Source organism: Microcoleus sp. MON1_C5 (assembly GCF_036701875.1).
GTDB lineage: Bacteria > Cyanobacteriota > Cyanobacteriia > Cyanobacteriales > Microcoleaceae > Microcoleus.
This window is the reverse complement of sequence record NZ_JAUBRN010000046.1, coordinates 41,233-62,939: the sequence shown is the minus strand read 5'-3', so window position 1 is coordinate 62,939 and position 21,707 is coordinate 41,233. Positions and strand designations below refer to the sequence as shown.

Genomic DNA, 21,707 nt, shown 5'->3' with positions numbered 1-21,707 from the left:
GATGCACCTTACTTGCTCTCCATTTTTGGACACCATACCTAATTTACCACTATTTGAGCCTTAACTGAACCGTATTGCGTTATAGAGTTGAATAAATGGTTGCAAGATAGATTCAAAGAACCAAGGCACAAGTGGTAAGATTCAGAAGTATTAATCACAGGGAAAAATCCTAGTGAGGATGGAATAACCTACGCTGAATTTAATCTAAAATTTTTCGTAGCTGATATAAAGCTATAAAATGGCAGAAGAGGCGATCGCGTTAGCAGTCAAATCTATCAAGAAGTCTTGCACTATATTAAATGCTGTCGTACTAATTAATACTCCGAACAGTTTTGAGCTTTTGAACTATAGCCCTACTTCCAGTTGCCGTTATCGATGAGCATCTGAAGCATCGCTTTGTCGCTTCAAAACCAGCAAAGTGATGTCATCAAATACCTTTTGCTTACCAATATGCCGCCGCAAATCGCCAATAATGGCTTCTTTAATTTCGGTCGCCGATTTGTGCCAGTTCTCGCTAATCACTTCACAGAGTTTCTCGACTCCATATTGCACTTTGTTAATATCTTTCGCTTCTGGTATCCCATCAGTATAGAGGACTACTCCATCTCCCGTGTGTAGCTCAATGAAAATGTGACTGATGAACTTAACAATGTCATCGTCAAGAGCAATAGGAAAGCCCAAATCCATGGTGTCGATACGTTCTAGCTGTCCACCGTTTCGCACGACGAGCACTTCTTCGTGTTGACCGCTGATGCTGATGCGTCCTTGGGAGTAATTTAAAATCGCTAGCGTAAGACTTTTCTCGGAATTCATGCGCTGGACGTTTTTGTAAAGGGTGCGGTTGATCACATCCAGGAACCGAACTGGGTCTACTTCGGGGATTTCCTTGAGGGTGCGAACGGCGGTTTGCGCCATCAGCATCAAGATGCCACTTTCAAGTCCATGTCCAGTGACATCGCCGATGCCCAGAGTGACAACGCCATCGGTGTTTAAAACATCATAGTAGTCGCCGCCGACTTCATCGGCAGCCTCCATGTATCCAGCAATATCGAGTCCTTCAATTTCCAGTTCCTCAGCGTTTGGCAGAATCATTTGCTGCATTTGACGCACGATATCCAATTCCGCACCCATGCGAAGATTGTCTTCCTTGAGTCTCTGGTTGAGTGTATCTAACTTTTGCGCCGAGTCTGCCAGTTCCTCTATGGCTTGTTCGAGTCGATCGGATTGTACCAAGATCGATTGGTCAAAAACATCAAGCAACTGCCTCAAAGTCGCTACTTGGGATTTAAGCTGCGCTAACTCCTGCTCAGTGTTTCTTGTGAATATTTGCCTAGAGGCTGTAGTAGATTCATCTTTTTGAGCGAAGACAGCTCCTCGATCGAAGGGCAGCAGTGCAGTCTTGACGTTCAGCGCCAGAGTGCTGAACATCTGAACCGTGCTAATAGGAATTTGGACTTTCAAGAACATGATAATTGCAAACATATTGCCTGAAGGTAATAGACCACCAAACCCCAACACAGACTTAATTCCGAAGGGAATCACAAAGGAGTCCTGAGCGGGAATATAGGGGCTGCCAATCGCTTCAGGTACATAGAAGACGTTGTATTTCCTCTGCTCTATTTCTACCAAAAGATTTGGGTCAGGGTTGATAACTGTTTTTATATCTAAGCCGAGCTGTCTGATGAGTTGTGAGATCATCGGTAGCTGATCGACTACAGATTCGCTTGCCAGTGGAATAGCCTTATGTCCAACGGATGTGTGTCTTGAGTTCCATTCCGTTTTTTCTCCTACTGTTGCCAGTGCAGTCATGCACTTCATGGCAGGCAAAGGGGGATAGTCGCCCAACATACTACGGGCATACTCGGCAAGTTCGACTTCTAAGTCTTCATAAGGGTGAGTTTTGAACAAACGGACTAGGGCGCAGGATTTCTCACCTGTTGGCTTAGTACAGAAATTTTCGTAAACATACCTAACAATTCTGTTACTCGCCTCTTCCATACTTTCAACCCCCAAGCCAAAATGGCGTAGAGCCAACCCGCATTCCGCCATGTCCCTTAAAGTGAATCTCGTCAAGTCGTACATCGGACTTCCTTATAGATTTAGAAATAACGGCAACTAAGAAAGACAGTGCCACAATCCAGTAATTATGGTGCATTTCGGCAGGTACTCGCATCGCCGCCATGCCAATATAAAGCATATTTTCAATGCCAGATCCCATGAGAATACCGGAAATTAACAACGAGAACCTGTGTGCAAAACCTCGATGCAAGCTGTAGAAGGTGATACCAGAGGCAATGACTACGGCAAGCCAAAAGACCACAATAGGTAAATCGTAGGCGATCGCTACTGGCAGGTGATAAGCCAGCATTCCTATAAAGTAGATTAGCCCGATGCCCGTTTCCATTGTCAAAAAACACCAATTAACCCACCTAGGCGAATATTTTCACCTTTTTTTGGAGTCATTATCCCAGTTAATTATAAGGTGATATAGGAGGCAAAAGTGGCAATAATGATGGAAAAAATGCCTCGAAAAAAATTGGATTTACTTACCATTAATAGATGACACTCATAGAAATTTAGACGGTGGCTACAGCTTTGAAGAGCGCTTGACATTTAGCCTCTTTCGTGGCAGTAGGTTTGAGGTATCGTACCACCTTTTTTTCACTAATATAAAAATTGTAATTTAAGGGCGATGTTTAGCCTTACCAATCATTAAGTCCGTCACCGCTGGCAATCGACTCGTCCAAATTGTGCTCTGGTTTGACAAGATTAAACAAATGCAAGCCAAAATCTTGAGATCAGGATCAGCACAGGGGAGATGGCCTCAAGAGAAACCTCTTTTTCTACAAGCCAGGATCGGTATAAATAAATAATCAAGCTTGAGTGCATTCACGAAGCTACGAAACCCATCATTCACCAGCTTGACATCATCATAGCCGTCCTTCAAAATTCTGGCAATTTCATCTGCTTTGACACTGGAGTGTATCAAAAACAGCTTGCCTGGACTATCTATACCGATGTTGACACTGACATCATAGGCAGCACAGCGTCTGCGATCGAACTTTTGTCCCAGAGATAATTGTTCAGGGTTTTAGAGGTTTGCTCCGGCTCCAGGCAGAACAGGTTGTGAATACCAGACGAGGGCACGTCTGTATCAACTACGCCGACTCAATGACCTTGCAGGGCTACCGTAGTTGCTAAGTTAGCAGTAAATTTAGATTTACCTGTACCGCCTCGATAGGAGTGTATCGAAACAACTTTTGGCATAATTTGTTAGTTAATAATGCGATGGGGATTTTCCCAAACAATACTCACATAAAATTAGATAATACATTTTCGCCCTAATCTCACGATATTGTCAATAAAGACTCCAATGACAATTAAAGAAACATGAGTGCGGGTGCCTAGGTTAGCGACCTATCTCGAAGAAAAAACAGGAATTCGACTAAGTGGAAAGCAAGTTTGGAGAATATTAATCAAAAACCGGCCTTGGAAAATTACCGAGAGCGATCGCTATAACATCCAGACCAGATAAATTAGCGCTCGCCAGAATATAGAACAGTCCAAGAATTTCTATCAAGAGCCAAAATAAAGATTAATTGAATCATTAAATCTCACCCTATTTTTGCTGATTGAGGATAAGCAAAATCATAGCATAAAACTGCTTTTTCCCAGCTAGAAATTCGCGGACATCTGCAATCACTGGTTGTTTGATTTCCTCTGCGGATTGTTGCCAATTTTGACTCACGATCGCACAGAGTCGCTCCAATCCATACTGGGCCATGTCCATGTTCTTGGCTTCTGTAATGCCATCGCTGTAGAGGACAATGCCATCCCCTGGCTGGAGATCGATCGCGAGTGCGATCGATCAAATCAGTGATATTTCCATCCAGGGCAATGGGCTGTCCTAAATCGATCGTGTCTAGCAGTTCCACCAGCCCTCCGGCCCGGACGATCGGGGTTTCTTCATGTTGTCCGCTGATGCTGACTTTGCCATCAGTGTAGTTGATTGAGAATTGCCAGCGTAAGGTTGCGGTCAATGTTCATCCAGGGTAAACGCATCTTAACTTTAACCCAAAATATGCTACAGTTAAATACGACTAAAATTTAATGTAGTTTGTTGTAGTTTATTGGTGCTATCAATGGCAAGAGGTTTTAGTAAAGCTGTAACTTCCCAACAAAAACAAACAGATTCATTGCGTTCAATGAATATTTTAAATGCCAGTTTTTTAGAACATTTTGCCAATTTGAACGACCCAAGAATAGAAAGAAGTAAAGAACACTTACTCAAAGATATTATCGCGATTGCGATTCTAGCTATCATCAGCGGTGCAGACGGATGGGTGGGAATAGAAGCCTATGGTAACGCCAAATATGAATGGTTAAAAAGCTTTCTAGAATTACCGAATGGTATACCATCTCATGACACATTTAGTCGAGTATTGGCCCGAATTGAACCGCAGCAGTTTCAAAAATGTTTTTTGAGTTGGGTAAATGCGATAGTCGGGAAATTAAAACTAAACGTGATTGCCATTGATGGCAAAACAATGAAACAATCTTATCACCGAAATGACCAGCAAAAAGCGCTACATATAGTTACTGCCTGGTCTTCATCTCATCAATTGGTTTTAGGACAAAAAAAAGTCCATAAAAAATCTAACGAACTCACAGCAATTCCGGAATTAATAGAAATGTTAGAAATTGCCGGAAGTGTAATAACCATCGATGCTATGGGATGTCAAAAGGGAGCATCTCAATTATGCAACAAGTAGAAATACTTAGAACAATACTTCGGACAGTTTTATATCTAATCGAGTGTCCGAAACCCAGACTGGCTATATGGTGGACTATTATTTCAAGGTTTAAGTCCAGCCCTAAGTTTCCTAAAATGCGTTAAAAATGGCAGGGCTTTCTCGCGATCGGCTTACAGGGCCGTTAAAAAACTGTCCGAAGTATTGTTAGAAGAGTAATATGCAACAATTATGTAAAATGTAAAAACACACTTACGAGTGAGAAAAATATGACCCCAGAAGAAACTCAAGAACTCCAAAAATGTCTAGAAAAGGTATCCGCTATCTTACTCAAGAATACACCATCAGAACAGCTAAAAGACTTTGGCAGTATTGAATTAGCCGTGAGAGATCATGTCCTCAAAGAAGTAGCCCCAGAGATTGGAAAATTTTTTAAGCAGCAGCAGCCAAACCGAAGCAGGCAGAGCTAGACAAATCCAGACCTGCATGGGTAAATGGCGAGTTAGAGAACAACAAAGTAAAAAACTTGGACTCAAGAAAGGGACAAGATTAAGCCCTCACTTAGAAAAATGCTGCCTAATATTGAGCGCCAACGTATCCTATGCCAATACCACCAAAGACTTACAACAACTGACAGGAATATACGTATCCCACAGTACGCAGCAACGGCTAGTACATCGACAAGAATTTGTGGAGGCCTCTTCAGAAACAGCTGTCACCGCTTTGAGTGTAGATGGAGGCAAGGCAAGATTAAGAACCGACTTAGGAGAAGCCAGTGAATGGCGAGACTACAAAGCTGTGGCATTGCATCATCAAAAGTGTGCGGCTTTCTTTCAAGAGAATGACCAGCTATTGGATTGGGTGAATCGACAGCCTTTAGGTGAGCCAATTACTTGTTTGGGTGATGGACATCCAGGGGTCTGGAATTTGATAGCTGGGATTGCTTCATGTGAGAAACGTTTAGAGATTTTAGATTGGTATCACCTCAAGGAAAACCTCTACAAACTGGGTGGCTCTAATCAACGCTTGCGAACAATGGAGGCTCATCTTTGGCATGGTCAGGTCGATGAGGCAATCACTGCTGTGGCTGACTGGGATGTACCTCACGTCAAGAACTTTCTGGATTATTTAGAACGACATCGATGTAGGATTCCTGACTATCAGGCGATGCAGTCTCAAAAGATCACAATTGGTTCCGGTGCTGTCGAGGCGACAATTAAACAGATTGGACGGAGAATCAAAATATCCGGGGCACAATGGAATCGTGACAATCTGGCTCAAGTTCTGAAACATCGTTGTGCTTATTTAAATCTCGCTTTGGCCTGAATAGTATTTATACTCATTACATATTTGAGATGCTCCCTGTCAAAAAGACATAACATCTCTGATTATCAAGAAAAAAGTAGATTATATTGTAGCTTTAAAAGGAAATCAACCACTCCTGTATAAAGCCGTAAAAAAATGGTTTGAATTAGCCCAAAAATCAGATTATCTAGATAGAGAGTATAACTATCATGAACAAGTAGAAGCGGGACATCATCGAGTGGAAAAAAGACAGGTATGGACTGTTGATGTATCTGAGTTACCACCTCTCCATAATCAAGCATTATGGACGGGATTAAAAACAGTTGTCATGATTGTTAGTGAACGACGGCTGTGGAATAAAACCACGACTGAAGCTCGTTTTTACTTGAGTAGTTTAAGCAGTAATGCTGAAAAAATTGCTGGGGCGATTCGCAGTCATTGGGGCATTGAAAATAGCTTACATTGGACACTCGATGTTACATTTTCTGAAGACAAGAGTCGCATTCGCAAAGATCATTCTCCCGAAAATTTTGCTCTCCTACGTCGGTTAGCTATAAATTTACTAAAACAAGAAAAAACTTCTAAACAAAGTCTAAAAATGAAACGGTATCGAGCGGCAATGGACAATAATTATTTAGTTAAAATTTTAAACTCTGCCAGTTAATGATCGAAATCTAATACCTATCTAAAAAGGAAAATTATCCTGGTTTAAGAAGTTCAGAAAATCTTAAGGTTCTGATTTGATCTGCTCATGTCGGGTTAAAATTAAGGATTTTAAGAAGGTTTTTTTAGTTATTTAGTAATGCACAAATTTACGTTTTTGTCAAATTAAATTAGATGCGTTTACCCTGAATGTTCATCCGCAGCAGGTTCTTGTAGAGGGTGCGATGGCGGGTATGGAGAAAGCGAACGCGATCGGTTTCTCGTATTTCGTGTACTGTGAAACCTCGCATTACCCGTTAGCCTGCAATTCCCCCAAACGAGCCAACACTTCTTTAGAATGAATCGCCGGATTAATCTTCACAAAAGTTTCGCGCAAAATACCTTCAGGGTCAATAATAAAACTGTGTCGCGCGGAGATAAAACTAATCCAAGAACCGTAAGCTTTACTCACTTTACCATCCGTATCAGCTAACAGTGGAAACTTCAAACCTTCGGAATCGCAAAATTCCGCGTGGGAATCGACATCATCAGCGCTAATACCGATAATTTGAGTATTCTTTGCCAAGTATTTCGGCAAGTCTTCTTGAAATCTCCGTGCTTCGATCGTACAACCCGATGTAAAGTCTTTCGGATAAAAATAGACGACCAACCACTTACCGCGATAATCGGACAGGGACACTTGTCCGTCGCCGCTGTTTGTCGGCAAACTAAAATCCGGTGCGGCTTCATTCACCGTCGGAAGCTTGCCACCGAGGGCAAATGCAGGTGTGGCAAAATTGAAACTTAGAAAAACTAGACAAATTGCCAATAAAGTGCTAAAAAAATTGCGACGGGACATCATAAATTTAGAAGTAGAACTGTACTTAAGACAAGTTTACAGTTTTCTGATTAAATGGGTAGGGGCAATTCGCGGATTGCTTCTAAAACCCAAAGATCACTCACTCAAATAGCAATTTACCCATGAGCGCTGCACTCCCGTTAACAGGCAAAGCTATAGTAGTCCAGGTAATTAACGGTCAACCCGTTGTGATCGAAGTCGATGGCACTAATGCCCCGATTACTGGAGGAAATTTTGTTGACTTAGTTGAACGCGGCATTTACGACGGGGTGATGTTTCACCGAGTTGTGCGCCAGCCAGATCCTTTTGTGGTGCAAGGAGGCGATCCGCGCAGCAGGGATACGAGAATTCCAGCAAGTCAATTGGGAACGGGTAGTTTTATTGACCCGGATACCAATCAGGCGCGTTTTATTCCTTTGGAAATTAAGCCGCAAGGAGCCGCGCAACCTGTTTACAACCAAATTGTCACCCAGACGCCGCAGTTGCGGCATAATCGCGGGGCTGTGGCAATGGCTCGTTCTAATGCTTTGGATTCGGCTTCTTCGCAGTTTTATTTTGCTTTGGATAATTTGCCATTTTTGGATGGTAATTATGCTGTTTTTGGCAACGTTATTCAAGGTTTTGAAACGGTGAATGCGGTGCAGCAGGGCGATCGCATTTCAACTGCAAAAGTCGTTGGAGGAATCGTCCCCAGCCGGGTTTCTAGCATCATTAGCGATGTTAATGTACTCAACGATTTCATTAACAGTACCAATTTTGTAAATCTGCCTTTGCGAGCCCTCAGATTGGCCAACACCCCGAACAACTATCAAGTCACTTCCCAAGACTCTCAGCAAAATTCTAACGGTGTAGTGGGAGGTAGCGCAAACGATCGCATCCTCGGTGCACCCACGGATGATGCAATTAATGGCAGCCAAGGCAACGATACCCTCACCGGCGAAGCAGGCGACGACTTTCTCAGAGGCGGCAAAGGTAACGACTCCATTAGCGGCGGTGTTGGCAACGATATTATCAACGGAAATCTCGGCGACGATAATCTCAATGGCGATGCTGGTAACGACTTTTTGCGAGGCGGCAGAGGAAACGATGTTTTAATCGGCGGCGATGGTAACGATATTTTACTTGGCGATATTGGCAGCGATACTCTCACCGGCGGTGGCGGTACTGATACGTTTGTTCTGGTTACGGGTGAAATTCTGGAGTTGGATGCGTCGAGCGATATAATTCTTGATTTTAGGCCGGGAGATGGCGATCGTATTGGCTTGACCAGCCCTTTATCCAACACCTCATTCACCCAATCAGGCAGCAACACACTCATTCAATTTGGAGGAGCTACTTTGGCTGTGGTTCAAAATGCCACTCCTGCAGCAGTTCAAAATGCTGCTTTTGAAATTAACTTTTCTTCTGGTGTCGTTGCCGATAACTTGCCTTCCAGAGACGCCGCCTTGAGTATTGGCTAACTTTAACAAGACTGAGGCAATAATTATAGGTGTAGGGTGCTCTTCGGTGCACCTTACCTGATTATCAATGGCCAATTCCCAATTCCCAATTCCCAATTCCCAAATTCAACTAACACCATAGCTTTGTAATTTGAGAAACTGCCTCTTGATAAGAATCCATTTTCCCCTGCAGCTTAAAAAGCCCTGCCGCCTTCTGAAAATCCTCAAATGCTCCCTCAACCTCTCTCAATTTATATCTAGTCAGTCCTCGGTTAAAGTAAGCTTTAGCAAAATCGCTATCGAGGCGAATTGCTGACTCAAAATCAGCTAGTGCTGCCAGGGAATTCTCCATTTGCAGGCGGATAGCACCTCGGTTAAAGTAAGATTGAGCTACATTAGGGTTGAGCAGCAGTGCCGAGGTGTAATCTGCGATCGCCGCTGTATAATGTTTTAAACGACTCAGCATAAACCCCCGATTGCTGTAATACTTGGCTCGGTAAGGATTGAGTTTGATGGCTGTAGTTAAATCTTCCAGCGCAGATTGTTTGTAGCCTAATTTGTAGCGGGCCACACCGCGATCGTTGTAAGCTGAGGCGAATTGCGGATTAATGTTAATTGTGGCAGTGAAATTTTCAATCGCACCGTGCAAGTCTAGTTGTTTGAGATTTTTTAAACCCTGAGTGTAAAACTTTTTGGTACTAACTTTTAAATTTGCCTCTTGTCGGGATTCAGCTTGCTCCCCCGAAAATACGCCGGCAATATTAGTGAATCCCAAAGATTCGATCGAATTGAAAATAGTTGTGACAACTAATTGGGTTGGGAGAAGGGGGATAGTAGGCATGGGAAAAGTGCTGTTCAACTGTATGCTCTTATTTTCTTTCATAGTTGAGCTATTGACAGTGATATCCGTAGTCTCAGGAACGTGATAAGTTTGATGAGATTGCGTGATGCTGAGGCTGGAGTTGTGTGAGGAGGGTTAGCCTTAGTTAGTGATGCCGATCGCAATTAACACAAATTGCGTCTCTAACCCTTTAAATATAAGGCTTGTAGGCTAGAGGAGCGGTTTCTTGATTCCCATATTGAGCAGTTTATACCAGGATTGTTTGCAGATATGCCCCTGGGGGAGCGATCGCAACTGCCTGGAGCAAGTATTACTTTGTAGCGATATTGCACTGGCCAATCCCAAGCAAACTTGCGGTTATCTTATACCAGGTTTTTAGGAAAAATATTAGTTTGGCAGCGAGGCATTTGTGAATCAACCGGGTTTCTAGCTCAAAGCGGGTCTAACACAACCTGAATTAAGTTTGTGCCTGCGCCAACCCCGATTAACCTTTCACTACACTAATATTTTTGAGTAATCTTGCTGAGGGAAGTTGCAAATTATTTGCTATGCTTTGATTAGACATCAATAATTAATGGCGCAAATTAGTGTCAATGAAAAGAGTTATGAGGCTGAAAACTTTCTTCGCTGCGGTGTTGGCGATCGTCCTGTTCACTCTCTACTTAACTCCTCCTGTGATGGCCGCCAATGCGGAGGATTTGAGTCACCTATTAAAAGATAATTGGTGCGTCAGCTTTCTGTGGAAGCAATGCGATTTGAACACTGTAGATTTGCGGGGCGCTAATCTCCAAGAAGCTAATTTGAGCGGCGCTAATTTGAGCGGCGCTAATTTGTCCGGTGCTAACTTAAAAAATGCGGATCTTTCTGACGCCGACCTCACCGGCGCTAATTTAGCAAATGCTGAGATTTTAGGCACGGATCTCAGTCGAGCCAATTTGACAGAAGCTAATTTCAACGGCACGAACTTGTGGGATGCTAATCTGACTTTGGCGAATCTGAGCCGCGCCAATTTACAAGATGCTAATGTCTTAGATTCTCGACTTTGGGGGAGCAATCTTACCCAAGCTAATTTAACGGAGGCGACGCTGCACGGTGCTGACTTGCAATATGCTAATTTGGCAGACACTAATTTAACAGGTGCTGACTTGCACAGCTTCTTTTTCCGAGGTTCCAAACAAGTCACAAATTTGAGCAATGCTAATTTAGAAGGCGCTATTTTAACGGGAGCAAATCTCAGAGGTGCGGTGCTGGCAGGGGCAATAATGCCGGACGGGTCTATTAATGAAGAAAGTGGCTTTAATTTAAAGTAGAGTTAAATTAAAGTCTGTTTGAATACTTTCAACGACAGGCTTTTGCGCCGATTTCGCAGTCAATGAATTATCTGGTGCAATAGGCGGCGCCCGTTGCCAACAGCTTGTTGAGGATGCTGTCAAGATATCAATTTAAACCAGGGTGCGATCGACCTTTTAACTCCCAACCAGTAAATATCGCTAAAATCTAAAATCTCAAACCGAACCTGCGCGCATCTGTTACAATTTTCAAGAAAGCCAGAACAGCCCCGAACATGAAGTCACCCGCCTAGGGATACAAGCCCCCGACAGGAGTCGTGAAGAGCAAAAATATTAGATATTTAGTTTAAACTCCCAGATTCATCTGTAGAGTCAATCTAAAATCTAAAATCGACTGTGGAGTCAATCTAAAATCTAAAATCTAAAATCTAAAATCGATCGACTGTGGAGAACCAAAAAATTAGATAATTAGTTTAAACTCCCAGATTCATCTGTAGAGTCAATCTAAAATCTAAAATCTAAAATCGATCGACTGTGGAGTCAATCTAAAATCTAAAATCTAAAATCTAAAATCTAAAATCGACTGATGGAAACCCTGCAAACCCAACTTTACGAAATCGCACAATTTGCTAATAATTTAGTAAATACTCAACTGACCAACCTCAGTTTAGTCAGCGTCGGAGTCATCTTTCTGGCAGGGTTGCTAACGAGCTTAACGCCCTGTATGCTTTCAATGTTGCCGATCACGATCGGCTACATCGGTGGATACGAAGCAAAAAGTCGCCTGCAAGCCGCCGCCCAGTCTGCGTGGTTTTCCCTGGGATTAGCCACCACCCTGGCGGGTTTAGGTATTGTAGCATCATTTGCCGGACAAGTTTACGGCAAAATTGGCCTGGGTTTGCCGATTCTTGTCAGCATTATTGCTATTATAATGGGGCTGAATTTACTCGAAGCTTTACCCTTACAAATGCCGTCTTTCGACGCTGTGGGGTGGGTGCCGAAAGATTTGCCGGCGGGCGTGCGATCGTACTTATTGGGCTTAACTTTTGGTTTAGTAGCGTCTCCCTGCAGCACTCCGGTTTTAGCTACACTCTTAGCTTGGGTTTCCAAAACGGGGGATACAGTTTTAGGTGGTGTGTTGCTGCTGTTTTACGCTGCTGGCTACGTCGCTCCGCTGATTATAGCAGGTACTTTTACTGCTAGCATTAAAAAGTTGTTAGAATTACGTCGGTGGTCGAGTTGGATTACGCCTGTTAGCGGTGTTTTGCTAGTAGGATTTGGCGTTTTCTCTCTGCTTTCCCGCATCCTTCCCGCTTAAGTTTAGTAGTAAGGACTTCAGTCTTTATTTAAAGATATAGCAATCTCTACTGAATGCGTGAATTAAGTTTTTTTTAACGAACCGCGAAGACGCGAAGAACACGAAGGAAGAAAGAAAAGAGAGAGAATTCAAAATTGATTGAGACTTGCTCGATAAAAATAATAATATTTTATTTTATTCATGTTTTGTTGTTCCCTCCTCTTTCTTCCTTCTTCCCTCTTCCCTCTTCCTTCTTCCTTCTTCCCTCTTCCCTCTTCCTTCTTCCTTCATAATTACCAATGACATCAAAAGAAGTATTTCTATCTAAACTATCAAACTGGGCGACTGCCCCTCAAAGGTTTTTCAAGCGAGAAATCTTGCCGGTGCTAGCCGATTTGCGGCTGGCAATTATCTTGCTGCTGACGATCGCATTTTTCAGCATTTCCGGTACTGTCATCGAACAAGGTCAATCAGTACCCTTTTACCAATCTAACTATCCAGAACACCCCGCCTTGTTTGGCTTCCTAACTTGGAAAGTTGTGCTAATTGCAGGACTTGACCACGTATACCGCACTTGGTGGTTTTTGTCCATCCTAATTTTGTTCGGCAGCAGCTTAACAGCTTGTACATTTACGCGGCAATTTCCCGCATTAAAAGCTGCCCGTCGCTGGAAATTTTATGAAGAACCAAAGCAGTTTGAAAAATTAGCTCTCAGTGCGGAATTAGAAACAGTTGCTTTAAGTTCCTTAGAACCACTTTTGCAGCAAAAAAACTACCGCATATTTCGAGAAGGCGAAAAAGTTTATGCTCGCAAGGGAATAATTGGCAAAGTCGGCCCGATTATTGTTCACGCCAGTATGCTAATTATTTTAGCTGGGTCGATGTGGGGCGCGATGACGGGATTTCTAGGTCAAGAAATGGTTCCCAGCGGCGAAACATTTCAGGTACAGAATATCATGGATGCAGGCCCTTGGGCGGGGCCGCAAATACCGAAGGATTGGTCGATGCGAGTTAATCGGTTCTGGATTGATTATAGTCCGAGCGGTGCGATCGACCAATTTTACTCTGACTTGTCAGTTTTGGACAAAACAGGCCAAGAGGTCGATCGCAAAACCATTCACGTTAACGAACCCCTCAGATACCGGGGAGTCACATTTTATCAAGCAGATTGGGCAATAGCCGCCGTGCGAGTTCGCCTCAACAAAAGCCCGGTTTTACAATTGCCAATGGCTCAGCTAGACACCCAAGGTCAAGGCCGCATTTGGGGTGCTTGGATTCCAACAAAACCAGATTTGAGTGCGGGAGTTTCTCTGCTAGCAAAAGACTTGCAAGGAACGATGTTAGTGTACGGTACGGATGGCAAATTGTTAACTACAGTTCGCGCGGGCACGGCGGTAGAAGTTAACGGAGTCATGCTGACAATTGACGAAGTTGTAGGCAGTACGGGATTGCAAATTAAAGCCGATCCGGGCATTCCGATCGTTTATACTGGCTTCGGGTTGCTAATGCTCAGCGTGCTGATGAGCTATCTGTCTCACTCGCAGATTTGGGCTTTGGAAAAGGACGGCAAACTATACGTCGGCGGGCGCACAAATCGCGCTCAGGTGACTTTTGAAAGAGAAGTTGTGGAGATTTTGGACAAGTTAGCCGAATCGAAAACGGCCGAGGAAAAAAGTGCGATCGCCCCGACTTCTGTTGCGAGTCAAAGCTAACCGTAGGGTGCGCTAGGCGCACCTTACACCAACAATAAATATCAAAAAGATTAGTTGAGTTTGTAGCGTGCGCGTTGCCAGATATGTCGAGGTGGTTAATGTCAACCTGAGAAAAAGCAGAAAACCGCTATTTCACGTTCTGATTTTTCCACTTTCAAGTAATGAAAATTGCTATACGGAGTTTGGGTTTAAAAATCAAAATGCTGAAACGCCGGTCAATCGGTACTCTCCGGTGGGCGACAAACTCAACCGATGCCCAGTGTACACCCTACCAACTACGAGATTTTAAGCGTTTGAACGACTTTTTGACTCGCTTGAGAGGGCTGCCCTGACGCACCCTACAATTACTTACTAATGTTATTAACAATCCTATCTCTTAAAACTATTGTGGGGTGGGCTTCGAGGCCACCCCACAATTAAATCTCAATGCCACAACAGCTTAATACCCACCCTACTTCTGGTGCGACACTTCAATCACGGTGTGGACGTTCCCCCGCGGCGAAAAATCGCCCTTAATCGTCGCTTCCAGCGGCGCGCAAGCCGCCACAAAATCGTCTAAAATTTGATTGATCGATTCTTCGTGAGAAATGTAGCGATCGCGATAACTATTAACGTACAGTTTCAGCGCCTTTAACTCTACCACCCGCTCGTCGGGCACATAAGTAACGTGAATTGTCGCAAAATCTGGATAGCCAGAAAATGGACACTTGCAAGTAAACTCCGGCAAAGTAATGTTAATCGAGTAGCGCCGCCCGACTCGCGGATTCGGGAAAGTAATTAACTCGCCTTCCAAAATCTGGCGTTCGCCGTATTTCATTTCCTCGGTGCTTGACTTTTGCGACATAGTTTGTTCCGGTGCGTAGTTGTTCATAGCGATTGACTAAAAACTTGTAACATTAAATTAAATTTACGTTCAATATATGTAACAAATATCTTGACGAATTGTGTTGCGATCGATCTAATTGCAAATACTCTCAGGCTAAACTAAAACAAGTTCACCCTCGCCATCTACAATAATTATGCAAAATACTACCTTATCTGACAATACTTCCCCTGAAAACTCAAATAGTTACTCTCCATCGGTACCAATTTCCCTCTATCGAGAAGTCACGGCAGAGCTGCAAGCAGCCCAAGCGATGGTGGACTCCCTCAAAACCCACAATCAGCAATTAGTCCAACAAAATCAACAACTGCGGCGAGAAGTAGAAACAGTAGTTCAAGTATCCCAACAGTTACAGCAAGTAGTCAACTCGGCTCAGAGCGTCACCCAGACAGGGATGCCTCAAATGCCGTCAGTCAAATTCAATTTCAGCGTTCAACCTCCGCCCCCACCACCTCCCACCTCGCAGACTAATTCTGCCGTACCTCAACCACCTCAGACAGTGGCTTTCCCCTTCCCACTACCGGAACCGGAGCCAACACCCGCCTCGATACCGCAGCCACTTCCCGAAAAATTATTTACAGAGGTGCCGGAAACTCCTTACCGTGTCCGACCTCAACTCAAAAAAACCTCAGACTTAAGTGGATTGTGGTTGGCGATCGCGATTTTTCTGATTGTGATTGCAGCTTTCGGTGCAGGTTATTTAGTTGTCCGCCCTTTATTAATGAAAAAGTAAATTCCAACAAGAATCCCACGACTCCAGCCGTGGGATTTTAAACAAAACCTAGCATAAATTGTTCAAAGTTACGCTAATTGGCCATCATCCTCTGGCGGCACTCGTTTCTACTGAACGAGGGGCATACTGCTCTTCACAAGCAGAACCTACGATTCCCACCCCTGGCTCGAAACCGCGCGTGAACTCAGTGAGTTTTACCTGTTTAGCTTCCAAAGCGGTCTGTAGCACCTTCATGGCTCGGTGAGGGTCGCCGGCTCCGCAGAAAAATAAGTCTGCAGCAAAATAACCGTGTTCAGGCCAAGTATGGATTGCTATATGAGACTCTGCCAAAGTAGCAGTAGCTGTCACTCCGTGAGGACTAAACTGGTGTACGCACAAATCGATGAGAGTAGCTCCTCCGGCTTCGATCGCATCGAGTATAGCGCGGCGGATACGTTCAGGATCGTTAAGCAAGTCTCCAGGAGACTGCCAAGCATCAGCGACCAGATGGGTTCCCAATTGTTTCATTCTGCGGGGTTTTACCTCTATTGATGTTAAGTCTCAAACCTTTTAACGTTAGCACGATGTCAAAAATTTTGCAAGTATGTTTCACAAGGAAAAATGAAGATTAGGAGAAATACCCACCACCAAGCGCTAGCTTTATGGTGGGGTCAAACTGTCTCACAGGGAGATGCCACTCACTAATGGAATTCGTATTATTTCAGTGCTGCCTTGTTCTCCTCAAACCACCTTTTTTGATTCAAGCGATCTCTGGTTTCCATTGGGTAAAAAAACCAAAGCTCGCTCGTTCCGGCTGTGGCCGAATTGATATGATATCCAAAGGTCACAGATGGACGGCTCTGCTCTCATGCGTAAAATTCGCCAACTCCAAGGGCGATCGCCCGGCGGGCAGATTCCGGCCATCGCTCTGGCAGCCTATGCTGGACAAGTTAACCAGCAACCGGCGATCGCCGCTGGGTTTCTGGCATCACCTACCTAAACCCGCCCGGTCAGCCTAGATAATGAAGATCGTTGCCCGTTTGTGTGGGCCCAATGGAAGGACAAGCGCATGATCCGGCAGTCTCAACTCGTTGAACAGATTTTTGCAGGCAATAGCGAGATGGCGATGCTGATGCGATCGCACAACTGGTCGCAAACGCCGCTGGGGGCTGTCGAAACCTGGCCTCAAAGCTTGAAAACCGCGATTCGGATCATCTTAGGCTCTCGCTACCCCATGTTCGTCTGGTGGGGACAGCAGATGACCAAGTTTTATAACGATGCTTACATTCCTATCCTCGGCAAGCGACATCCGCAAGCACTAGGTCAGCCTGCCTCACGGGTATGGGCTGAAATCTGGGACACGCTAGGGCCGCAAGCAGAAGCGGTTTTGAACCAGGGACAATCGACGTGGAATCAAGAATTGCTTCTGGTAATGGAGCGCAACGGGTATACAGAGGAAACCTACTTTACCTTTTCCTACAGTCCGGTGGCGAATGATGATGTTCCAGTGGGGGGCGTTTTCTGCGCCTGTAGCGAGGACACTCAGCGCGTGTTGAGCGATCGCCGCTTGGCAACGTTGCGCGAATTAGCCGCAGAAACAGTCACTGCCAAGACGGTAGAAGCAGCTTGCGAAATTTCCGCCACCGTATTGACCAAGAACGCCTATGACATCCCGTTTGCGCTGTTTTATCTACTCGATGGCGAAAGCGAGATCGCACGACTCGCAGGTACAACAAGGTTAGCAGCCGGAACCCTTGCCTCTTGTGAGGCGATCGAGCTTACATCCGCCCACAAGTGCCAGTGGCAATTGAAGCAAGTCATGGAGACGGGCGAAAGCAGAATCATTGAAGATTTGGAGGCGCAATTTGGACTTTTACCGGGCGGCGCGTGGTCCCAATCTCCTCATCAAGCAGTTGTTCTACCACTAACTCGATCGGGAGAAACCTTCGGGTTTCTGATTGCTGGAGTGAGTCCGCTTAGAACGTTTGATGATGATTACAAAGGTTTTTTTGACTTGATGGCAGGCCAGGTGACAACAGCCATCGCCAACGCCCACGCTTACGAAGAAGAGCGTAAACGTGCCGAAGCATTAGCTGAGTTAGACCGTGCTAAAACCACGTTTTTTAGCAATGTTTCGCACGAATTCCGCACGCCGCTGACCTTAATGCTGTCGCCGTTGGAAGAAACGATCGCGAATCTGGATGGAACAATTCCACCTCAAGAACGCGAACAATTACTACTGGTGCAGCGGAACGGAATCCGGTTGCTCAAACTCGTCAATAGCTTGCTCGATTTCTCGCGCATCGAAGCAGGTCGAGTGGAGGCAGCTTATGAACCTATAGATTTGGCAACCTATACGGCAGAACTTGCCAGTACCTTTCGATCGCTGATTGAACGGGTGGGAATGTCGCTGATTGTTGACTGTCCACCCTTGCCCGAAGCGATTTATATCGATCGCGAAATGTGGGAAAAAATCGTTCTCAATCTCTTATCAAATGCTTTTAAGTTTACCTTAGCAGGGACAATTACTGTTCGATTGCAGTGCGTCGAAAATGGGGTTGAATTATCAGTTGCAGATACAGGAGTCGGTATTCCGTCTGAAGAACTACCGCATTTATTTGAGCGATTTCATCGAATCAAAAACTCGCAAGGGCGGAGTTTTGAAGGCTCTGGCATTGGGCTATCGCTAGTGCAAGAACTCGTCAAACTACACAGTGGAAAGCTTGATGTCAGCAGCACTTTTGGGCAGGGAAGTTGCTTTACGGTGAGGATTCCCACCGGAACAGCACATCTGCCGCCGGAGCGCATTGGTGCCAGTCGCACGTTAGCATCAACGGCGTTAGGCGCGATGCCCTATGTTGAAGAAGCTCAACGCTGGTTGCCAGAAGGCGATTTTAGATTGCCGATTTGGGATTTTGAATTAGACAATAATCCTACTAACTTAAATCAGGCACCAGCCGATCGGGCCGCTCCAGCGAAAATCTTATTGGTAGATGATAACGCTGATATGCGCGATTATATTCGACGACTCCTGAGCGGTTCTTATATTGTTCAAACCGTCGCCGATGGCGTTGCCGCTTTGACCGCTCTAAAGAAAAATCCCCCTGATTTGGTATTAACGGATGTGATGATGCCGGGGATGGATGGGTTTGAGTTGTTGCGATCGCTGCGTTCTAATCCCGCAACCCAAGACATTCCCATCATTCTATTATCAGCCCGCGCAGGCGAAGAATCTCGCATCGAAGGACTCGAAGCTGGAGCCGACGACTATCTGATTAAACCGTTCTCGGGGCGCGAACTGCTAGCAAGGGTAGAAGCAAGTTTGAAGCTGGCACGGCTGCGACAGGAAGCAACAGTGCGAGAGCGAACCATTCTGGGGCGCGTGACCGATGGGTTTATGGCAATGGATCTCGACTTTCGCATTACCTATGCCAACGAAGCGGCACAACGACTGTCGCGAACTCCTTTAGAAGCAATTCTGGGCAAAACGATGTGGGAAGCCTTCCCAGGCACGATCGGCAATCAGTTTGAAATCCAGTATCGCCGATCGCTCAGCGAGCAAATCGCGGTGGACTTTGAGGAATATTATACCCCGTTTGATTTGTGGGTTGAGGTTCACGTTTATCCTTCCCCGACGGGGCTGTCTTTTTTCTTTCGGGATATCAACGATCGCAAAAAAATTGAGCAGGAACGGGAACGGTTTCTTGCCGTCGGTTCAGATTTGCAAGTGATTACGGGCATAAACGGGTATTTCCACTGGGTAAGCCCAACCTTTGAACGAATCCTCGGCTGGACACCAGACGAAATGACATCCCGCCCCTGGACTGAGTTTGTCCACCCAGACGACCTGGGAACCTCCCTTGCAGAAGCCGACAATCTGTTCTCCGGTAACGAAACCTTTACGTTTGAAAATCGTTACCGGCACAAAGATGGCTCGTACCGCTGGTTTCTCTGGAATGCCCAGCCGTACCCAGAAGAACAAGTGATTTACGGCGCTGCCGTTGACATCACCGATCGCGTGCAGGTCGAAAACGATCGCCAACGGGCGGAAGCAGCCTTGCGTGAAAGCGAGGATCAGAGCCGGAATATTCTGGAGAGTATTGCTGAAGCATTCTTGACCCTGGATGAGACCTGGCGGTTCACCTACGCCAATCAATTCGCCGAAAAACTGCTCGATCGCACTCCGGGTGATTTGATTGGCAAGAATTTATGGGAAGAATACCCAGGACTGATTGGCAGCGAGTTTGAGCGGATCTATTGGAGCGCAATGCGCGATCGCGTGCCTGCATCAATTACGGCGTTTTATCCCGACCACGATCGTTGGTACGAACTCCGCACCTACCCTGCGGCACAGGGAATCACCGTTTATTTCAGGAATGTCACCGAGCGAATTCAAGCGGAAGCAGCCCTGCGCCAATCCGAGGAACGCTATCGAACGCTGTTTGAGTCGATCGATGAAGGCTTTTGCATCATTGAAATGCTGTTTGATGCCAATGACACGCCGATCGATTACCGCTTCTTAGAAACCAATCCGGCGTTCGAGCAACAAACGGGACTTCGACAAGCCGTTGGTAGAACCGTGCGTCAGTTAGTCCCCGATTTTGAAGACCACTGGATTAAGATTTACGCTCAAGTCGCCCTGACAGGTGAAGCTGTTCGGTTGGAGAATGGCTCTGAAGCAATGAACCGTTGGTTCGACGTTTATGCCTGCCGCACCGGGCAGCTAGAAGCGCGAAAAGTTGCCGTCGTGTTCAAAGATATTAGCGATCGCAAGCGCATCGAAGTCGAACGAGAACAAATCCTACAACGAGAACAAACCGCACGGGAAGCCGCCGAAACTGCCAACCGAATTAAAGATGAGTTTTTGGCGGTGCTGTCTCACGAGTTGCGATCGCCGCTCAATCCCATTCTCGGCTGGTCGAAGCTGTTGCAGCACAGCAAACTTGATGCGGCAAAAACGGCTAGCGCCCTTGCCACGATCGAACGCAACGCGCGACTCCAGTCACAACTGATTGATGACTTGCTCGACATCTCCCGCATTCTGAGCGGCAAACTGAGTTTGAATCGGATGTCCGTTGACTTGAATATGGTGATTTCGGCCGCTTTAGAAACCGTTCGACTAGCCGCCGAAGCTAAGTCACTGCAAATTCAAACAACCTTTTCACCCTCCCAGGGAATGATAATTGGCGATTCCGGGCGTTTGCAGCAAGTAATCTGGAATCTTTTATCCAATGCCGTGAAATTCACCCCTGAAGGCGGGCAAATTACTGTTAGGTTAACCCAAACTAAAACTTATGCCCAGATTCAAGTCATTGATACGGGAAAAGGCATCAATCCTGACTTTCTGCCTTATGTGTTTGAGCATTTTCGGCAAGAGGATGGAGCCACAACTCGTAAATTTGGGGGTTTGGGATTGGGGCTGGCGATCGCGCGTCAAATTGTGGAACTGCACGGCGGCAGAATTTGGGTTGAGAGTAGGGGTGAAGGACAGGGAGCCACCTTCACCGTTGAACTTCCCCTCTGGCATACCGCGAATCCGGTTGAAGAAGTTGCCGCTGGGGCTGAAGCTCGATCTGACGAGCTCGATCTGGCAAATCTGCGCGTGCTGGTTGTGGATGATGAACGCGATTCACGCGAGTTTGTGGCGTTTGTAGCGGAACAAGCCGGAGCCAAAGTGACTGCCGTTGGGTCTGCGATCGAGGCGCTGCAACTGCTCTCAACCACACCCTTCGATATCCTCCTGTGCGACATCGGAATGCCACAGATGGATGGCTATATGCTAGTGCGGCAAGTTAGAACTCTACCACCAGAGCAGGGCGGGCAAATTCCGGCGATCGCCCTGACTGCTTATGCTGGAGACTTTGATCGGAAACAAGCTCTTGCTGCTGGGTTTCAACATCATGTTGCAAAACCTGTCGAAGCGAATGAGTTAGTCAAAGCAATGCTGAAATTGCCTCTGAGACTGCATCGCTGAGTC

At 45.6% G+C, this 21,707-nt stretch carries 15 protein-coding genes and 2 pseudogenes; 10 read left to right on the top strand and 7 right to left on the bottom strand.

All coding sequences use genetic code 11. The features are described from left to right. Positions 1–369 precede the first annotated feature (369 nt). From QUA71_RS20720 to QUA71_RS20710, 3 genes are all read right to left on the bottom strand, one after another. Positions 370–1,998 (bottom strand): SpoIIE family protein phosphatase, encoded by a 1,629-nt coding sequence (locus tag QUA71_RS20720; RefSeq protein ID WP_333287860.1) that lies wholly within the window; start codon positions 1,996–1,998, stop codon positions 370–372. A 4-nt stretch (positions 1,999–2,002) separates the two neighbouring features. Next, positions 2,003–2,404 (bottom strand): MHYT domain-containing protein, encoded by a 402-nt coding sequence (locus QUA71_RS20715; protein WP_333287868.1) that lies wholly within the window; start codon positions 2,402–2,404, stop codon positions 2,003–2,005. A gap of 1,210 nt (positions 2,405–3,614) precedes the next feature. Continuing rightward, entirely contained in the window at positions 3,615–4,040 is a 426-nt protein-coding gene (locus tag QUA71_RS20710) for a hypothetical protein (protein ID WP_333287858.1), read from the bottom strand. A 165-nt stretch (positions 4,041–4,205) separates the two neighbouring features. Between QUA71_RS20710 and QUA71_RS20705 the strand changes: the two are divergent. The 3 genes and pseudogenes from QUA71_RS20705 to QUA71_RS20695 all read left to right on the top strand — a co-directional run. Further along, positions 4,206–4,745: pseudogene (locus QUA71_RS20705) on the top strand (ISAs1 family transposase); the annotation flags it as partial. A 275-nt stretch (positions 4,746–5,020) separates the two neighbouring features. After that, positions 5,021–6,077, top strand: a protein-coding gene (locus QUA71_RS20700) for an ISKra4 family transposase (RefSeq protein ID WP_333287856.1) whose coding sequence is annotated in 2 segments (ribosomal slippage) — positions 5,021–5,187 and positions 5,186–6,077 — 1,059 coding nt in all. Because the reading frame shifts where the segments join, the coding sequence is not laid out codon by codon here. A 37-nt stretch (positions 6,078–6,114) separates the two neighbouring features. After that, positions 6,115–6,720, top strand: a pseudogene (locus QUA71_RS20695) (ISAs1 family transposase); the annotation flags it as partial. Between the two features lie 288 nt (positions 6,721–7,008). On the opposite strand, the gene QUA71_RS20690 reads toward QUA71_RS20695, so the two are convergent. Next, the gene (locus tag QUA71_RS20690; RefSeq protein WP_445243811.1) at positions 7,009–7,557 is read right to left on the bottom strand and encodes a peroxiredoxin; all 549 of its coding nucleotides are present in this window, start codon (positions 7,555–7,557) and stop codon (positions 7,009–7,011) included. 122 nt (positions 7,558–7,679) lie between these two features. On the opposite strand from QUA71_RS20690, the gene QUA71_RS20685 reads away from it, so the two are divergent. After that, a complete protein-coding gene (locus tag QUA71_RS20685; protein WP_333287852.1) occupies positions 7,680–9,017 on the top strand; it encodes a peptidylprolyl isomerase in 1,338 nt (445 codons plus the stop codon). Between the two features lie 109 nt (positions 9,018–9,126). Here QUA71_RS20685 and QUA71_RS20680 read toward each other — a convergent pair whose 3' ends face one another. Beyond that, positions 9,127–9,879, bottom strand: coding sequence for a tetratricopeptide repeat protein (locus QUA71_RS20680; RefSeq protein WP_333287850.1), 753 nt, complete (start codon positions 9,877–9,879; stop codon positions 9,127–9,129). A gap of 551 nt (positions 9,880–10,430) precedes the next feature. Between QUA71_RS20680 and QUA71_RS20675 the strand changes: the two genes are divergently transcribed. The 3 genes from QUA71_RS20675 to QUA71_RS20665 all read left to right on the top strand — a co-directional run bounded on the left by QUA71_RS20675 (position 10,431) and on the right by QUA71_RS20665 (position 14,135). Beyond that, complete coding sequence (locus QUA71_RS20675) at positions 10,431–11,147, top strand: pentapeptide repeat-containing protein (protein WP_333287848.1); 717 nt, start codon at positions 10,431–10,433, stop codon at positions 11,145–11,147. Positions 11,148–11,712: 565 nt separating this feature from the next. After that, entirely contained in the window at positions 11,713–12,444 is a 732-nt protein-coding gene (locus QUA71_RS20670; protein ID WP_445243809.1) for a cytochrome c biogenesis protein CcdA, read from the top strand. Between the two features lie 278 nt (positions 12,445–12,722). Continuing rightward, entirely contained in the window at positions 12,723–14,135 is a 1,413-nt protein-coding gene (locus QUA71_RS20665; protein WP_006633987.1) for a cytochrome c biogenesis protein, read from the top strand. A gap of 451 nt (positions 14,136–14,586) precedes the next feature. Here the strand turns inward: QUA71_RS20665 and queF are convergent, their stop codons facing one another. Beyond that, positions 14,587–15,006 carry a preQ(1) synthase gene (queF, locus tag QUA71_RS20660; RefSeq protein WP_006633986.1) on the bottom strand — a complete coding sequence of 140 codons (420 nt, stop codon included), beginning with the start codon at positions 15,004–15,006 and terminating at the stop codon, positions 14,587–14,589. Between the two features lie 148 nt (positions 15,007–15,154). On the opposite strand from queF, the gene QUA71_RS20655 reads away from it, so the two are divergent. Then, the gene (locus QUA71_RS20655; RefSeq protein WP_333287845.1) at positions 15,155–15,751 is read left to right on the top strand and encodes a hypothetical protein; all 597 of its coding nucleotides are present in this window, start codon (positions 15,155–15,157) and stop codon (positions 15,749–15,751) included. Positions 15,752–15,835: 84 nt separating this feature from the next. Here the strand turns inward: QUA71_RS20655 and speD are convergent, their stop codons facing one another. Then, complete coding sequence (gene speD / locus QUA71_RS20650; protein ID WP_006633984.1) at positions 15,836–16,258, bottom strand: adenosylmethionine decarboxylase; 423 nt, start codon at positions 16,256–16,258, stop codon at positions 15,836–15,838. Positions 16,259–16,580: 322 nt separating this feature from the next. Between speD and QUA71_RS20645 the strand changes: the two genes are divergently transcribed. Next, positions 16,581–16,730, top strand: a complete 150-nt coding sequence (locus QUA71_RS20645) for a hypothetical protein (protein ID WP_333213734.1) — start codon at positions 16,581–16,583, stop codon at positions 16,728–16,730. A 69-nt stretch (positions 16,731–16,799) separates the two neighbouring features. Beyond that, entirely contained in the window at positions 16,800–21,704 is a 4,905-nt protein-coding gene (locus QUA71_RS20640; protein WP_333287843.1) for an ATP-binding protein, read from the top strand. Positions 21,705–21,707 lie beyond the last annotated feature (3 nt).

Coding starts and splice junctions, on each gene's coding strand:
- QUA71_RS20720 (WP_333287860.1), bottom strand. CDS start 1,998: ATGGAAGAGGCGAGTAACAGAATTGTTAGGTATGTTTACGAAAATTTC.
- QUA71_RS20715 (WP_333287868.1), bottom strand. CDS start 2,404: ATGGAAACGGGCATCGGGCTAATCTACTTTATAGGAATGCTGGCTTAT.
- QUA71_RS20690 (WP_445243811.1), bottom strand. CDS start 7,557: ATGTCCCGTCGCAATTTTTTTAGCACTTTATTGGCAATTTGTCTAGTT.
- QUA71_RS20685 (WP_333287852.1), top strand. CDS start 7,680: ATGAGCGCTGCACTCCCGTTAACAGGCAAAGCTATAGTAGTCCAGGTA.
- QUA71_RS20680 (WP_333287850.1), bottom strand. CDS start 9,879: ATGAAAGAAAATAAGAGCATACAGTTGAACAGCACTTTTCCCATGCCT.
- QUA71_RS20675 (WP_333287848.1), top strand. CDS start 10,431: ATGAAAAGAGTTATGAGGCTGAAAACTTTCTTCGCTGCGGTGTTGGCG.
- QUA71_RS20670 (WP_445243809.1), top strand. CDS start 11,713: ATGGAAACCCTGCAAACCCAACTTTACGAAATCGCACAATTTGCTAAT.
- QUA71_RS20665 (WP_006633987.1), top strand. CDS start 12,723: ATGACATCAAAAGAAGTATTTCTATCTAAACTATCAAACTGGGCGACT.
- queF (WP_006633986.1), bottom strand. CDS start 15,006: ATGAACAACTACGCACCGGAACAAACTATGTCGCAAAAGTCAAGCACC.
- QUA71_RS20655 (WP_333287845.1), top strand. CDS start 15,155: ATGCAAAATACTACCTTATCTGACAATACTTCCCCTGAAAACTCAAAT.
- speD (WP_006633984.1), bottom strand. CDS start 16,258: ATGAAACAATTGGGAACCCATCTGGTCGCTGATGCTTGGCAGTCTCCT.
- QUA71_RS20645 (WP_333213734.1), top strand. CDS start 16,581: ATGGACGGCTCTGCTCTCATGCGTAAAATTCGCCAACTCCAAGGGCGA.
- QUA71_RS20640 (WP_333287843.1), top strand. CDS start 16,800: ATGATCCGGCAGTCTCAACTCGTTGAACAGATTTTTGCAGGCAATAGC.